This window comes from Kribbella sp. NPDC026596, assembly GCF_040638415.1.
In the GTDB taxonomy this organism is placed as follows: domain Bacteria; phylum Actinomycetota; class Actinomycetes; order Propionibacteriales; family Kribbellaceae; genus Kribbella.
Map to the genome: position 1 here is coordinate 53,723 of NZ_JBEZYF010000016.1, position 13,891 is coordinate 67,613.

Below are 13,891 nucleotides of genomic sequence, written 5' to 3' on the forward strand. Positions count from 1 at the left end.
CTCCTTCAGTGCAGCGTGGTCAGTTGTGGTTCGGATACCAACCCGAAGCTGCGCAGTACGCCGAGCAGCTCACGGTGACCGAATGCCTGGCAGCCACTGGCGAACCCGACGCGCTTCGGCGGTGTCTGCAGCAGTGAGTACGCCGCGTACGCCTGGAGCAGACCGGTCTGCTGGTAGTTGCTGTTGCCATGGATGACGCAGTGCGCCCGGCCGAGCGGTCCGGAGGCGTGGACGGAGTCCAGCGTCTTGTTCACGCGTGGGTTCTCGCGCGGCGGCATCTGGTTCATCACCTGACGCGCGGTCTCGGTCAGCGCCGCGTTGCGATCGTCCGGAGCCATGTCCTTGGTGGCTTCGAGAGCTGCGGCGACAATCTGCGGTACGCCGTTCATCAGCGCGGCATTGAAGACACCGCCCTGCGACTTGCAGTTGGCCACCCGTGGATCGCGCTTGAACCAGACCGGGTGCGACATGCCACCCCACGGCAGCGACAACGCCAGCTCGTGTTGCCCGGGCACCACCAGGGACACCAGGCCCTGCTCGGGGAACTCGACGTACGCGTTGTGTTCGAGGTAGTGCGCCTTGGACGTGGCTGCGTTCACCAAGATGGTTCTGGTCGATGCGATGGTCGGACTGCCGCCCCAGAACACCGCTATGTCCAATGTGTCCAGGCCGGGCTCTTCCAGACACAGCTGCGCGGCGATCTCGCTCGTCGTGTACATCTGAGCGATCCCGGGAGCGAGCAGCAGGCCTGCCTCGGCGAACTGCGGACCATAGGTCTCGTCGCAGGTCATGAGCCAGTCCTGCTCGCCAGTCGTGTCGGTGTAGTGCGCACCCGCCGCGAGAGCAGCCTCGACCGCCGCTGGGCCGAGCTCGCTGAACGGTCCGACCGTGTTGAGCACCACTGACGCGCCTTTGAACAGATCGGTCAGCGCGGCCACGTCATGGTCGACGGTGGCGATCTCGTAGTCGGCTGTCTCGATGCCCGGCACGTGGGAGTCCATCGACTCCTTCAGCTTGTGCTCATTGCGACCGGCCGCCACGAACGGCACGTGGTAGTGGCGGAGGTACTCACACACCAACCGGCCGGTGTAACCGGAGGCGCCGTACACGACAACGGGTTTTGTGCTCATCTGCGATCACATCCCCATTCCGCCGTCGACGGGCAGTCCGATGCCGGTGATGAACCGCGCCTCGTCCGAGGCGAGGAAGACGACCGCGTCGGCCATGTCGGTGACCTCACCGAGCCGGCCGGCCGGGGTCAGCCCGATCACCGCGGCGACCGCGGCCTCGGGGGACTCGAACAGCCCGAGCTGCGCGACGTCGTTGGCCAGCCCCGCGCCCATCGGCGTCGGCACCAGACCGGGATAGATGCAGTTGACGCGTACGCCGTACCCGAGCTTGCCGGACTCCATCGCGGCGACCCGCGTCAGCCGGTCGACCGCGGACTTGGTCGCGGAGTAGACGGCGATGCCCGGGAACGCGATGGTCGCGGCGACCGAGGCCACGTTGATGATCGCGCCGCCCTGGCCGGCCAGCCCGTCCGGGCGCATCGTCCGCAGGCCCCACTTGATCCCGAGCGTGGTGCCGAGCACGTTGACCTCGAGCATCTTGCGGATCTCGTCGGCGGTCACCTCGGTGAGCAGGTTGGTGATCTCGATGCCGGCGTTGTTCACCAGGATGTCCAGGCCGCCGAGGATGTCGTTGGCCGCGATGACCGCGTTCTCCCAGCTGCTCTCGTCGGTGATGTCGTGGGCGACGAATCCGTTGCCGTCGCCGAACTCGCTGTCCAGCGCGTCGGCGACGGCCTCGCCGCGGTCCTTCTGCAGGTCGCTGACGACCACTTTGGCGCCGGCCGCCGCGAGCGCCTTCGCCATCCCCTCGCCGAGCCCCTGGGCTCCACCGGTGACGAGGGCCTTGCGGCCAGAGAGATCGAGTCCGCCCATCAGAAGCTCCTTGTGGTTGAAGGACACCGGGGTCGTTTCACACTCTGGCCAGTTGTTTGACACTCGTCAAGACTTTGTTTGACACTTGTCAAGAAATCTCCCCGCCACGGGACGCGCCTGGCCCGTGGCGGGGGTACGCTGACGCGAACGAACCCGGCCGTGCGACAGGGAGTGGGTGGTGACCGTGACCTCGGCGAACGCCGCGCAAGAGGACCGGCCCGCCCGGATCTCCGGGATCGACAAGATCGAGCGCCGCCGGGTCGCGTTGGCCGAGTCGGCGCTGAAGACGCTCGGCGAGCTGGGGTACGCGCGGACCAGCCTGCGCGAGATCGCGAACAACTCCGAGTTCACCCACGGCGTCGTGCACTACTACTTCCGCGACAAGATCGACCTGATCAGCTACTGCGTGCGGCACTACAAGACCAAGTGCGCCCAGCGGTACGACGAGGTCGTCGAGACCGCCACCTCCGGCGAGGAACTGGCCGCCGGCTTCCTGGGCAAGATGACGCAGACACTGGTCGAGGAAACCCCGATGCACCGGCTCTGGTACGACCTGCGCGGTCAGAGCATGTTCGAGGAGCAGCTGCGGCCGGATGTCGTCGCGATCGACCAACTGCTCGAGCAGATGATCTGGCGCATCCTCACCCGCTACGCCGACCTCACCGGGACCACGCCGACCGTCGACGCGCCCACGGCGTACGCATTGGTGGACGGCCTGTTCGAGCAAGCCGTGGTCGGCTACGCCGCGGCCCCGGACAAGGTGCCGGACCTGCTGACCGATCGGGTCAAGCAGGTCCTTCCGAAACTGGTCGCGGCGTAACCAGACCTACTCCGCCTGACAGTTCACCTTGCAGAGCTTGTCGGTGAGGGTCAGGTTGGTGCCGGGCTCGTCGGTGTCGACCTCGGCCGAGTACTCGACCAGCCAGTCGCCTGCGGTCATCTGGGCCGTGCTGGCCTTCTGCTGACCGAACCAGGTGACGATGTCCCCGCCCTGGTTGACGTGGGCGAGCTCCAGGACCTGTGGCAGCACCTTGGCGATCTCGGCCGACGACGTGTCGACCGGTCCGGCCGCGTGCAGCGACACCACCGGTGGACGGGGGTGCGATCCGGTCAGGATCCCGACCGACGTGGCGCCCGACGTACACGTCACGTAGGCGACGTCCGGGGTGCACTTGTAGCCGGCGCCGGTGAGGCCGGCGACCACCTGGGTGGCGTTGATGGTCGACATCGGTGTCGGTGCCGGTGCGGACGTCGTACCGCCGGCGGCCGGTTTGTCGTCCGCCTTCTGCTCGTCGCCCTTGGACGAAGAACAGGCGGTGAGGAGGGCAACCACGGTCATGGCGGTGACAGTGCCCAGATAGCGCTTCAGACCGGCACCTCGATCGCGGCGTCGAGAGCGATGGTGATCATCTCGGAGAACGTCGTCTGCCGTTCCTCCGCGCTGGTCACCTCGTGCGTGATCAGGTGGTCCGACACCGTCATGATGCCGAGCGCGCGGCGGCCGAACTTCGCTGCCAGCGTGTAGAGCGCCGCGGCCTCCATCTCGATGCCGAGTACGCCGTACTCCGCGGTCCGCGAGACCAGGTCCGGACGGTCGTTGTAGAACAGGTCTCCGGAGAACACCTGACCGACGTGCACGTTCAGCCCGGCCGCCTCGGCAGCGTCCACCGCCGCGCGGAGCAGCTGGTAGTCCGCGGTCGGCGCGTAGTCGATGCCGTGGAAGCGCAGCCGGTTCATCTGCGAGTCGGTGCTCGCGGACATCGCCACGATCACGTCGCGGACCCGGACGTCCTCGGTCAGCGCGCCACACGTCCCGACCCGGATCAGGGTGCGTACGTCGTACTCCGCGAACAGCTCGTTCGCGTAGATGGAGGCGGACGCCTGGCCCATGCCGGAGCCCTGGACAGAGATCCGCTCACCCTTGTAGGTGCCGGTGAACCCGAACATGTTCCGGATCTCGGTGTAGCAGATCACGTCGGACAGGTAGGTCTCGGCGATCCACTTGGCCCGCAGCGGGTCCCCGGGGAACAGCACCCGCGGTGCGATCTGCCCCTTCTCGGCGGCGATGTGAATACTCATGCCGGGATGCTCTCACGCGGCCGGGATATGTTGAGTCATGTGGCCTACTCCATCGCACCAGCTTCCCTAGCGCTGTCCCGCTCCATTCTCGATCGGGCGGCCGACCGCAGGCGTGACGAGGAGTGGCTGGCCAAGGCCTGGGCCGCCCCGGACACGCAGGTGGTCGTGGTGTCCGAGGACAAGCTGCGGGTGACCCCCGACCGGACCGCACTGCTGTTCGTGTCGCCCGCCGAGGCGCCTGAGGGCACCAAGGTCTTCCTGGGCATCGACCGTGAGTCAGGTGCCGGACAGACCGCGGACGGACGGGCGGTGTTCGCCGTACTGATCGACGGCGAGGCCGACGAGTCGTACGCCGGCCTGCGCGAGATGGGCGCCGTACTGGACGACCGTGAGGCCGGTATCGCGGTCAACGTGATCGGACTGTCCAACTGGCACGCCGTCCACACGCACTGCGCCAACTGTGGCGCACACACCGAGGTCGTCGAGGCCGGACACGTCCGGCAGTGCCCGGTGTGCGGCCGTTCGCACTTCCCACGCAGCGATCCGGCGATCATCGTGCTCGTCACCGACGACCAGGACCGCGCACTGCTCGGCCGCAACGAAGCGTGGCCGGAAGGCCGGTACTCGACGCTGGCCGGCTTCGTCGAGCCCGGAGAGTCGCTCGAGGCCGCCGTACGGCGTGAGGTCCTGGAGGAGACCGGTGTGGTCGTGGGGCCTGAGATCGAGTACGCCGGCAGCCAGCCGTGGCCACTGCCGTCCAGCCTGATGCTCGGCTTCTACGCCAAGGCGTCGGCCTTCGACATCGAGGTGGACGCCGACGAGATCGCCGAAGCCAGGTGGTTCACCCGGGAGGACCTTCGTGCGCTGGTCGAAGCCGGCACGATGGCCCTCCCCGGCAACATCTCCATCTCCCGCCGCCTGATCGAAGGCTGGTACGGCGAGGAGCTCACCGGAAGCTGGTGATCACGAGCCCACGTCGGACCGTGCGGCGGCGGCGCGGATCAGGACCCCCTCCCAGCGCTCCACACTGCCGTCGGACTCGAGCTGCCTGAGCTTCTTGTCCACGGCGATGACGTAGGCGCCGTGGCTCGGCCAGTCCGCCTCTGCATCCGGCAAGACGTCGGTCAATGTGCAGCCGTAGCTGACGAAGCGGTTCTGCACGTGACTGTCGACGTTCCCGGTCCAGACCGCGGCCCGGATGTCCGACTGCGGACAGGTGTCGGCCGGTGGGGTGTAGGAGGCCAGGTTGGTCGGGTTGGTGTAGCCGTCCGGCCGCAGCAGCGTGTAGTACGTGCCGTCAGGAGTCTGCGTGAGCCGGTTGAGGCCGTGGTCGCGCAGGATGGTCGATTCGCCGCTGAGGATGTCCAGGACGAAGAGCCGGCCGCTGGTGACGCCGTACAGGTAGCCGTCGCGCCAGGACAGCGCACCGTCGTTGGCGCCGGTGACTCCGCTGAACACCGGGAGCTGACGGATCACCTGACCGGTGGACGGGTTGACGACGAACACGACGCCGTCGGCCAGGCCCCACAGGTTGCCGTCCGGTCCGGTGATCAGTTCGTTGATGGTGGCCGCGCCGGACACCGGCACGATGTCGGACAGCACCTGGCCGGACGACGGGTCGACCTCGATCAGATGCGCCTCGGTGGCCTTGGGCTCGGTGCCCTGGCCGCCTTCGATGCCGGAGCCCGCCCAGACGTTCGAACCGAGTGGGAGAACGGACGCGATCGTCTGGTCGGGCACCAGGTTGCGGTAGACCGTGAAGGCACCGGTCGGAACGTCGAGCACGGTCAGGGCGCCGCCGTACTCGCCGTACGCCGGAGTGGTGCCGACGTACACGCGGTTGCCGGCCGGTACGACGGACACCGGCCGGTTCTGGTGGTGGCTGTCGACCAGGCTGAACAGTTCCTTCGGATTGGTCGGACTATCGGGGGCGGTCGGGTCCCAGAGCGACAGGCGGCCGTACGGATAGATGCCGACGTACAGCTTGCCGTTGCCGTCCCAGTTCCAGTCCTCGACCTGTCCCTGCCGGGTGGTGATCGTGGTCTTACCGGTGGCCGGGTCGTAGCTGCCGGTGGACCCGTTCAGGTAGACGTTGACGAAGACCTTGCCCGTGGCGGGATCGGCGAGCTCGTGCATGAGTGGTGATGGCACGTACTGGAACGGTGAGCTCCACTGCGCGAGCGTCCCGTCCGCCGGGTTGTACCGGAACGTGCCACCGGAGTAGTTGCCGGCCAGGCCGTACAGGACGGGTACGCCGTTCTCGGTCACCCAGCCGTAGCCGATCGAGCCGCCGCGCGTCACTGTCCTCGGCGGTGTGACCGGACCGACCGTGTTGGTGTCGAGGTCGTAGTGGGTGAGGGCCAGTGTGTTGCTGGTGAAGTACACGCCACCTGGACCGGCCGCGGACACGCCCCGGGCGGCGATCGGGTAGTCCATGACCTGCGTGCCGGTGGTGGAGTCGGTGAACTTCACCTGCTCACCGGTGACTGCGTCGACCACGACCAGCCGGCTGCTGGCGTTGCCGAACACCTTTCCGTCCGCGTAGTCCAGGTCGATGAAGTCCTTGGCGGTGATGCCCGGGGGAGTGATGTCCTCGACGGCCTTGGTCGCCAGGTCGATGCGCAACAGCCGTGCGTTCGGTGTGGAGACGCCGACGAACAGCTTGTTGTGGTCCGGGTCGTAGACCGTCGACCGCGCGTACTGCTGCACCGGGTCGAGGGAGCCGTAGTCGGTGACCTGTCCGTTCGACGGGTCGTACTTGAAGGCGTGCGCGGTCGGATAGGTGCCGGCGTACACATTGCCGTTCTGGTCGGCGGTGAGGCCGTAGATGTAGGACTCGCCCGGAACGGGCTGACCCAGGTCGGTCACCGTGCCGGTGTCCGGGCTGTAGCGGTAGAGGTGCGCGCTCGGGTAGGTGCCGGCGTACACGCTGCCGTCGGGCGCCACCACGATCGCCCACGCGCCCGCGGCGCCCGGAAGCGGCGTCGCGCTGATCAGCTGGCGGGTGTGCAGGTCCACGACGTTGAGACGGGCGTTCTCACCGGCGGGTACGGCGTACACGACGTCGCGTCCGTCGGGCAGCCGGCCGACCGCCCCCTCCATGACGGTGAGCGAGAGGACCGGCGAGCCGAGGTCGTGGATGACGTCGTCGGCCGGGGCGAACGGGGTGGTCGGCGGCTGGATCGGGCCGTTCTCCGACGGGAACGGGAAGGGGATTTCTCCCGTGCCGGTCGGGTCAGGTGGCCCGGCCGTCGCGGCCAGGCCGCCGCCGGCGAGCAGGCCGAGCGTGACGGCCAGGGTCGCGACGGCGCTCTTCAGGGCAAGGCGACTGAGCACATAGCGGACGGGACGGCGCGGAATCATGGGCGGGCTCCCTGCGACGTTGGTCACAGGAAGGTATAACGGTCATGACCGTAATGTCCATAACTCAGGCGATATGACCCGCCCGCGTTCCGGAATGATCAGGCGACGAGCTTCTCCGCGACCTGGGCCAGCGACGGGTTCGTCATCGCGGTGCCGTCGGGGAAGACCACGGTCGGCACGGTCTGGTTGCCGTTGTTGATCTTCTCGACCAGCTTCGCCGCATCCGGCTGCTGCTCGATGTCGACCTCGACGAACTCGATACCGGCCCGCTTGAGCTGACCCTTCAGGCGGTGGCAGTAACCGCACCAGGGCGTCGAGTACATGGTGAAAGCCGACATCGGCTGACTCCTAAGGAGTGGGAGGGGTTTCTGTCGGGCGACCCGTCTAGGGTTGCCTTCGACATATCCGAACCTTGCCGCAGGTGGTGCTGTTCCCTGATGTCCCCGTCCGTGAGCGATCTCACACACTCCGCTTCCGCGGACGCCCTGCTCGAGGCGCTCGACCCTGAGCAGCGGGCAGTCGCGACGACTCTGCACGGACCGGTCGTGGTGATGGCCGGCGCGGGGACGGGGAAGACGCGGGCGATCACCCACCGGATCGCGTACGGCGTCCGGACCGGGACCTTCGATCCGCTCCGCGTGCTGGCCGTGACGTTCACCCAGCGGGCGGCCGGTGAGATGCGCGGGCGGCTCGCACAGCTCGGTGTCGAGGGCGTGCAGGCGCGCACCTTCCACTCGGCCGCGCTACGGCAGGCCCGGTTCTTCTGGCCCAAGGTGTATGGCGGGGAGCTGCCGCCGATCGCGGATCGCAAGTTCCCTCTGCTGACTGAGGCGGCGTCGCGCTGCCGGGTCCGGGTGGACACGCCCGCGCTGCGCGACCTGGCCGGCGAGGTCGAGTGGGCCAAGGTGAGCAACGTCCGGCCGGACGACTACGCGCGGCTGGCGCCGCGCACGGGCCGGACCCTGGCGGCCTTCGATCCGGCCACGATCGCCCGGATCTTCGCGGCGTACGAGGACGTGAAGCTGGAGCGCGGGCGGATCGATCTGGAGGATGTGCTGCTCTGCGCGGTCGCGCTGCTCGCGGAGGACGAGCGGGTGGCGGCCGAGATCCGGCGGCAGTACCGGACCTTCGTCGTGGACGAGTACCAGGACGTTTCGCCGCTGCAGCAGAGTCTGCTCGACCTGTGGCTCGGTGGTCGCGAGGACGTGTGTGTGGTGGGGGACCCGGCGCAGACCATCTACTCCTGGGCCGGCGCCGAGCCGGAGAACCTGGTGCGCTTCGCGTCCCGGCATCCGTCGGCGACGGTGATCAAGCTGGTCCGGGACTACCGGTCGACCCCGCAGATCGTCGACGTCGCGAACAAGATCCTGGACGCGGCCGGTCCGTCGGGCCTGCCGGGTCGCGTGACACTGCGGTCGCAGCGGGAGGCCGGTCCGTCGCCGGTGTACCGCGAGTACTCCGACGAGGTCGCGGAGGCCGACGCGGTGGCGCGGGCGGTCGTGCGGCTTCGCGACGAGGGCGTGGCGCTGCGGGACATCGCCGTACTGTTCCGGACCAATGCGCAGTCGGAGAACTTCGAGCAGGCGCTGGCCGAGCGGAAGATCCCGACGGTGCTGAAGGGGGCCGAGCGGTTCTTCGAGCGGGCCGAGATCCGGCAGGCCGCCGTACTGCTGCGGGGTCAGGCGAAGGCCGGCGACGTGTCGGACGACCTGGTCGAGGTGGTGACCGCTGTGTTGGCCGGGGCCGGGTGGACGCCGGAGCCGCCGACTGGGAAGGGCGCGGTGCGGGATCGGTGGGAGTCGCTGGGCGCACTGGTGACGATGACGTCCGACTTCGCTGCGGGTAATCCTTCTGCTCGGCTGGGCGACCTGATGGCGGAGTTGGACCGGCGTGCGTCGATTCAGCACGCACCGCTCGCCGAAGGGGTGACGCTGGCGACGCTGCACGCGGCCAAGGGGCTGGAGTGGGGCTGCGTGTTCATCGTGGGCGCGCACGAAGGGACACTGCCGATCAGCTACGCCCAGACGCCGGCGCAGGTGGAGGAGGAGCGGCGGCTGTTCTATGTCGGCGTGACTCGGGCGAAGCAGCAGCTCTTCGTCAGCTGGTCGACCTCACGCTCACCCGGCGGCCGCGGTCAACGCGGTCCGACCCGCTTCCTGGACCCGATCGGTGTGCGTACGGCGCGCACCGAGTGGAACTCGTCATCCGTCGGCTGGGAGCGGCCGTCCCCCGAGGCCCGGTCCAGCCGGTCCGGCCGCCCGATCCCCAAGTGCCGGGTCTGCGGCCGTGGCCTCCTCGACCCCGGCGCCCGCAAACTCGGCCGCTGCGAGGACTGTCCCTCCACGATCGACCAGAAGCTGTACGACGCCCTGATCGCCTGGCGCACCGAACAGGCCGAGACCGAACGCATGCCCGCCTTCGTCATCCTCACCGACGCCACCCTCACAGCCATTGCCGAAACCCGCCCCACCGACGAACAGTCCCTCCGCCGAATCCCCGGCATAGGCCACATCAAACTAACCAAATACGGCCAACCCATCCTCAACCTCTGCACCCGCTAACCGCCCCGCGAGCCGGCCAAGCGTCCCCATCGATCACCCGCGGCCTCCCCTCCCACCGCCACCTGGCCCCGCCCACCTCAGCCGGGCCCCGCCCACCCGCGGCCTCCTCCAACCGCCAGCCTCGGCCCCGTCCACCTCCGCCCGGACCCGCCACCTCGGCCCCAAGCAACACACCACGGCCCTCGACCCCACCGGCCGCCGAGGCGCCCACCTCACCGCCGCCCCCGCCGATCACCGGCCACACAACCGCGCCCGCCTCCGCCGGGACCCACCACCTCGCCCGCGGCCACAACCGCGCCCCGCCTACCTCAGCCACACAGGCGCGGCTGTCGACCCCAGCCGGCCAGCCCGGGCCCGGCGGGCACGCCTCCGCCCCGCCGATCACCCGCGGCGTCCACTCCGCCGCCACCCCAGGTCCACCCACCTCAGCCCGGCCCCCGCCCCCGGCCACACCGGCGCGGGCCTCGGTCCCACCGACCGCTTAGGCCCGCCCACCTCACCGCGGCCCTCAACTCCAACCGCTCGCACCCGGGACTTTGCTTGGCCGCCGGCAGTCAGCCGATCGGCAACCTGCAAAGTTCCGGGTGCGAGCTACCCGCAGTTCAAGCGTTGGCTGCGGCAGCGGCACCTGCCCGTTCGGGCAACCCTCGTCAGTGCAGCGGAGAAATCTCTTGCCAGGCACGGGGTTGGCGGCGCACTCTGGAGGACGTGCGGTGTTCTGCTCCTGGCAGACGTGGCATTTAGGTGACAGAGGCAACGATCTCGGAGCGTGCGGTTGGCGTCCCGGAGCGTGCCGGAATCCTGTCGCGGCAGCCAGATCCGGTCGCCGGGGCGGCAACTTCCGGCCAAGTTCGCAAACTGGCGATAAATAGTTTGCGGGCTCCGACTCCGGCGGCGTACTGTTCTTTCTGCGGTCGAAGCCTGGCCGAAAACTTCAAACCACCATAGCGATCGAGCTAACCGCCCGCTTCGCCACAACGAGAGGAGGTGCCCTGGAATGATCACCAACACGGTCAAGAAGCCGTTCAGCGATGCTGCCGCGCTGCCGTGCGCCCCGATTCAGGGTGCCTCGCCGCGCCTGCACGTCGCGACCGTTGTGCTCATGGCTTCCACCTTTGCCCAGGTCCTGGGCGGAGCTGTCGGCGATGTGAAGTACGGCGGTTCGGGTTCTCGAGCATGGAGTCCACCGGTCTGACATGACGTCAGAGCCGGCACCTCCAAGGCCGCGGAACCCGAAAAGGGTCCCGCGGCCCTTTTGTTTGTCCCTGAATTTGGCAGCCGTCAACCGGCGGCAGTCACCGACGACAAGAGATCAGCAACCAAAAGTCACTGGGAGGTGACCGGAATGAGCGTTAGCTTCCTCGATGTCTTCACCGAGGTGGCAACGTCGCAGGACCTGCCCTGTCGGTCCTACGCGCCAGAACTCTTCTTCGCCGAATCGCCGGCGGACGTCGAGTACGCAAAGTCTCTCTGCACGACCTGCCCGCTGAAGGCCGAGTGCCTGGCCGGAGCGCTCGAGCGTTCCGAGCCGTGGGGAGTGTGGGGTGGCGAGCTGTTCGTCCAGGGTGTGGTGGTTCCGCGCAAGCGGCCCCGTGGGCGTCCGCGCAAGAGCGACACCGTAACCGCGGCCTGACGAATCCAATCCGAATCGAGACTCCGAACCATGAGCAACCAGACGCACAGGAGAACTGAGATGCATTTACTTCACGAAGATCTCGCCCGTGCTCATTGTCGTTCTTCGCTGCACGACGCAGAGCAGAACCGGCGCTTCCGCCTCGCTCACCAGATCGAGAAGGCGCAGAAGCAGGCCGAGCGGGCCAGCCGGCGAGCTGAGAGGGCCAGCGCACGCGCGCGCCTCGCACTCGCCCGCCTGGTCTGATCAACCAGAACACACCGCCCGCCGGGGTGGTCCGTAAGGAGGACCACCCCAGCGAGCCCAGCCTGACCAGCTGAACCCGAGGGGCGGCATCCACCAAGATGCCGCCCCTCACCCATCCCCAACCAACCCCCCAGCCCCCGTCCCGAGCCCTAGCCCGAAGCCCCGGCTCCGCCTCAGCCGCCAGCCCGGTCCCAGCCCTCGCCCCGAGCCCAAGCCCCAGCCCGGAGCCCCGGCTCCGCCTCAGCCGCCAGCCCGGTCCCAGCCCTCGCCCCGAGCCCAAGCCCCAGCCCGGAGCCCCGGCTCCGCCTCAGCCTCCAGCCCGGTCCCAGCCCTCGCCCCGAGCCCAAGCCCCAGCCCGAAGCCCCTGCTCCGCCTCAGCCTCCGGCCCCGTCCCAACCCCCAGCCTCAAGTCCCGTCCGCGGCTCCGGCCCAGCCTCCGGCGCTCGGCTCAGCGCTCGGCTCCAGCCCCGGCTCTCCGCTCCGCGCTCGGCTCCGGCCCAGCCCTCTGCCCACCCCGCCGGTGAACATGTCGGACGTCCGGCACTCACTAACTGCCCCCGAGCGGCAGGCGCCAGGCTCAGGCGGAGGCTGCAGCTGGCAGTTGTGTAGTGCTGGCGGTCCGCACCCCGGCGAGCCCCGGACCCTAGGCCCGAGCCCCGGCCCACGACCCTGGCTCCTGGCTCCCGGCTCCCCGGCCCTCGGTCCCCACCCCGGCTCCCGCCCCCGGCCCTGGTCCCCGGCCCTCGGTCCCCACCCCCGGCTCCCGGCCCCCAGCGTCCAGCCCCAGCCCTCGGACCCCAGCCCTCGGACCCCAGCCCTCGGACCCCAGCTCCAGCCCTCGGCCCCCCGGCGCTCGGCTCCGGCGCCGGCGCCGGCCCGGGCCTACTCCCAGGCCCGGCGGTGACCGCGGCCCGGACCTCCAGCACTCATCAACTGCGCCGGAGCGGCGGGTGTCGCGCTTAGGCGGGTGGGGGAGGTGGCGGTTGTGTAGTGGTGGGGGTCCGCGTCCCGGCGAGTCCGGCGTCCGCCAGCAGGGTCTGCTGTAGGCCGAGCAGGGTGATGCCGCTGAGGATTTCGTGGCGGGCGATCATCCCGGGTACGTCGGCGAGCGGGATCCACTCGATTCGGTCGGACTCGTTTCGCTCGGTTGGTTCGCCGATCCGGGTCGCGCTCGTGGCCCGGAAGACGTGGTGCGTAGAGTCCATGATTCCGGCGCCGGGTTGGGAGCGGATCAGGTCGGTGAGCGGGCCGGGGCGCCAGCCGGTTTCCTCCTCGAGCTCGCGGGCGGCCGCGGTCATCGGGGATTCGCCGGGCTCGATGATGCCCATCGGGAGTTCCCACGCCCAGGAGTCAGTCAGGAACCGGTGCCGCCACATCAGCAGCACCTTCCCGTCGATGGTGACTACCGTGGCGGCCACGTCGCTCAGGCGGACCGCGTGGTAATCGACGCGGCGGCCGTCGGGTTGCTCGACGTCCAGGCGCCGTACGCTCAGCCACGGGCTGGCCCAGAGTTCCTGTTCTTCGTGGATCAGCCAACGCACGCGGTGCAGACTACTGCTATGGCAAGAGCTACCTGTGCGTTGTGTGGACAGCAGGCGGAGTCGGAGGACACGCCGTTGACCTGGGTGACCTCGGTGGAGAACGGCCGAAAGCTCCTGTACTGCGACCGGTGCGCCCGCGAGAACGTCCGCAGCATCGAAGGAAAGCTCGACCCCCTCTACTGGTGAGCCCTCTGGGCAAACCCTCCAACTGAGTGGATAACCCCTGAGTTGGAGGGTTGCCCCCTGAGATTCTGAGTGGGCAACCCTCCACTTGAGGGGGCAACCCCTGGCGTGGCGGGCACGGCCGACGTGATCGGCGGGCGGGTGTGAGCTGTCGGCGGGCGCGTCGCGGCTGGGGTGGGCTCTCGGCGGGCGGGGCGCGGGTGGGTGTGGTCTGCGGGGGACTGGGTCCCGGCTGGGATGGTCTGGTGGGCGGACGGGTTCGCGGCTGGGGTGGTCTGTGGCGACGAGGGCCCGGCTGAGGTGGTCTGTGGGCGGGCGGACGTCGCGGCTGGGGTGGTCTGT

Annotated in this window: 14 protein-coding genes; 7 read left to right on the top strand and 7 right to left on the bottom strand. The window is 69.0% G+C overall.

The features are described from left to right. Positions 1-5: 5 nt before the first annotated feature. Both AB0E63_RS15775 and AB0E63_RS15780 read right to left on the bottom strand, forming a co-directional pair. Positions 6-1,130, bottom strand: a complete 1,125-nt coding sequence (locus AB0E63_RS15775; RefSeq protein ID WP_360365924.1) for a DUF5938 domain-containing protein — start codon at positions 1,128-1,130, stop codon at positions 6-8. A gap of 6 nt (positions 1,131-1,136) precedes the next feature. Beyond that, complete coding sequence (locus AB0E63_RS15780; RefSeq protein ID WP_360365926.1) at positions 1,137-1,943, bottom strand: SDR family oxidoreductase; 807 nt, start codon at positions 1,941-1,943, stop codon at positions 1,137-1,139. A gap of 178 nt (positions 1,944-2,121) precedes the next feature. Here AB0E63_RS15780 and AB0E63_RS15785 point away from each other — a divergent pair, with 178 nt between their 5' ends. Then, a complete protein-coding gene (locus AB0E63_RS15785) occupies positions 2,122-2,763 on the top strand; it encodes a TetR/AcrR family transcriptional regulator (RefSeq protein ID WP_360365928.1) in 642 nt (213 codons plus the stop codon). Positions 2,764-2,769: 6 nt separating this feature from the next. Here the strand turns inward: AB0E63_RS15785 and AB0E63_RS15790 are convergent, their stop codons facing one another. Continuing rightward, positions 2,770-3,282 carry a hypothetical protein gene (locus AB0E63_RS15790; RefSeq protein ID WP_360365930.1) on the bottom strand — a complete coding sequence of 171 codons (513 nt, stop codon included), beginning with the start codon at positions 3,280-3,282 and terminating at the stop codon, positions 2,770-2,772. Between the two features lie 26 nt (positions 3,283-3,308). Then, positions 3,309-4,022: a purine-nucleoside phosphorylase gene (deoD, locus tag AB0E63_RS15795; RefSeq protein ID WP_360365932.1), complete on the bottom strand. Its 714-nt coding sequence runs from the start codon at positions 4,020-4,022 to the stop codon at positions 3,309-3,311. A 39-nt stretch (positions 4,023-4,061) separates the two neighbouring features. Between deoD and nudC the strand changes: the two genes are divergently transcribed. After that, positions 4,062-4,985 (top strand): NAD(+) diphosphatase, encoded by a 924-nt coding sequence (nudC, locus tag AB0E63_RS15800; protein ID WP_360365934.1) that lies wholly within the window; start codon positions 4,062-4,064, stop codon positions 4,983-4,985. Here nudC and AB0E63_RS15805 read toward each other — a convergent pair whose 3' ends face one another. Together AB0E63_RS15805 and AB0E63_RS15810 are read right to left on the bottom strand one after the other, a co-directional pair. Next, entirely contained in the window at positions 4,986-7,385 is a 2,400-nt protein-coding gene (locus tag AB0E63_RS15805; RefSeq protein WP_360365936.1) for a hypothetical protein, read from the bottom strand. 98 nt (positions 7,386-7,483) lie between these two features. Continuing rightward, a complete protein-coding gene (locus AB0E63_RS15810; RefSeq protein ID WP_360365938.1) occupies positions 7,484-7,723 on the bottom strand; it encodes a mycoredoxin in 240 nt (79 codons plus the stop codon). Between the two features lie 99 nt (positions 7,724-7,822). On the opposite strand from AB0E63_RS15810, the gene AB0E63_RS15815 reads away from it, so the two are divergent. The 4 genes from AB0E63_RS15815 to AB0E63_RS15830 all read left to right on the top strand — a co-directional run bounded on the left by AB0E63_RS15815 (position 7,823) and on the right by AB0E63_RS15830 (position 11,825). Continuing rightward, on the top strand, positions 7,823-9,946 hold the full coding sequence (locus AB0E63_RS15815) for an ATP-dependent DNA helicase UvrD2 (protein ID WP_360365940.1): 2,124 nt from the start codon (positions 7,823-7,825) through the stop codon (positions 9,944-9,946). Between the two features lie 997 nt (positions 9,947-10,943). Beyond that, positions 10,944-11,141 (top strand): hypothetical protein, encoded by a 198-nt coding sequence (locus tag AB0E63_RS15820; protein WP_360365941.1) that lies wholly within the window; start codon positions 10,944-10,946, stop codon positions 11,139-11,141. Positions 11,142-11,291: 150 nt separating this feature from the next. Next, positions 11,292-11,579 carry a WhiB family transcriptional regulator gene (locus AB0E63_RS15825; RefSeq protein ID WP_131285495.1) on the top strand — a complete coding sequence of 96 codons (288 nt, stop codon included), beginning with the start codon at positions 11,292-11,294 and terminating at the stop codon, positions 11,577-11,579. Between the two features lie 30 nt (positions 11,580-11,609). After that, a complete protein-coding gene (locus AB0E63_RS15830; RefSeq protein WP_360365943.1) occupies positions 11,610-11,825 on the top strand; it encodes a hypothetical protein in 216 nt (71 codons plus the stop codon). Positions 11,826-12,784: 959 nt separating this feature from the next. On the opposite strand, the gene AB0E63_RS15835 is transcribed toward AB0E63_RS15830, so the two are convergent. Continuing rightward, on the bottom strand, positions 12,785-13,366 hold the full coding sequence (locus tag AB0E63_RS15835) for an NUDIX hydrolase (RefSeq protein ID WP_360365945.1): 582 nt from the start codon (positions 13,364-13,366) through the stop codon (positions 12,785-12,787). An 18-nt stretch (positions 13,367-13,384) separates the two neighbouring features. Here AB0E63_RS15835 and AB0E63_RS15840 point away from each other — a divergent pair, with 18 nt between their 5' ends. Beyond that, positions 13,385-13,552 (top strand): hypothetical protein, encoded by a 168-nt coding sequence (locus tag AB0E63_RS15840; RefSeq protein ID WP_360365947.1) that lies wholly within the window; start codon positions 13,385-13,387, stop codon positions 13,550-13,552. The last annotated feature ends 339 nt before the right edge of the window (positions 13,553-13,891 follow it).

Bases quoted from the DNA above. Each gene is read 5' to 3' on its own strand.
- AB0E63_RS15815 (WP_360365940.1), top strand. From the start codon at position 7,823: ATGTCCCCGTCCGTGAGCGATCTCACACACTCCGCTTCCGCGGACGCC.
- AB0E63_RS15840 (WP_360365947.1), top strand. From the start codon at position 13,385: ATGGCAAGAGCTACCTGTGCGTTGTGTGGACAGCAGGCGGAGTCGGAG.
- AB0E63_RS15780 (WP_360365926.1), bottom strand. From the start codon at position 1,943: ATGGGCGGACTCGATCTCTCTGGCCGCAAGGCCCTCGTCACCGGTGGA.
- AB0E63_RS15790 (WP_360365930.1), bottom strand. From the start codon at position 3,282: ATGACCGTGGTTGCCCTCCTCACCGCCTGTTCTTCGTCCAAGGGCGAC.
- AB0E63_RS15825 (WP_131285495.1), top strand. From the start codon at position 11,292: ATGAGCGTTAGCTTCCTCGATGTCTTCACCGAGGTGGCAACGTCGCAG.
- deoD (WP_360365932.1), bottom strand. From the start codon at position 4,022: ATGAGTATTCACATCGCCGCCGAGAAGGGGCAGATCGCACCGCGGGTG.
- AB0E63_RS15830 (WP_360365943.1), top strand. From the start codon at position 11,610: ATGAGCAACCAGACGCACAGGAGAACTGAGATGCATTTACTTCACGAA.
- AB0E63_RS15775 (WP_360365924.1), bottom strand. From the start codon at position 1,130: ATGAGCACAAAACCCGTTGTCGTGTACGGCGCCTCCGGTTACACCGGC.
- AB0E63_RS15805 (WP_360365936.1), bottom strand. From the start codon at position 7,385: ATGATTCCGCGCCGTCCCGTCCGCTATGTGCTCAGTCGCCTTGCCCTG.
- AB0E63_RS15820 (WP_360365941.1), top strand. From the start codon at position 10,944: ATGATCACCAACACGGTCAAGAAGCCGTTCAGCGATGCTGCCGCGCTG.
- AB0E63_RS15810 (WP_360365938.1), bottom strand. From the start codon at position 7,723: ATGTCGGCTTTCACCATGTACTCGACGCCCTGGTGCGGTTACTGCCAC.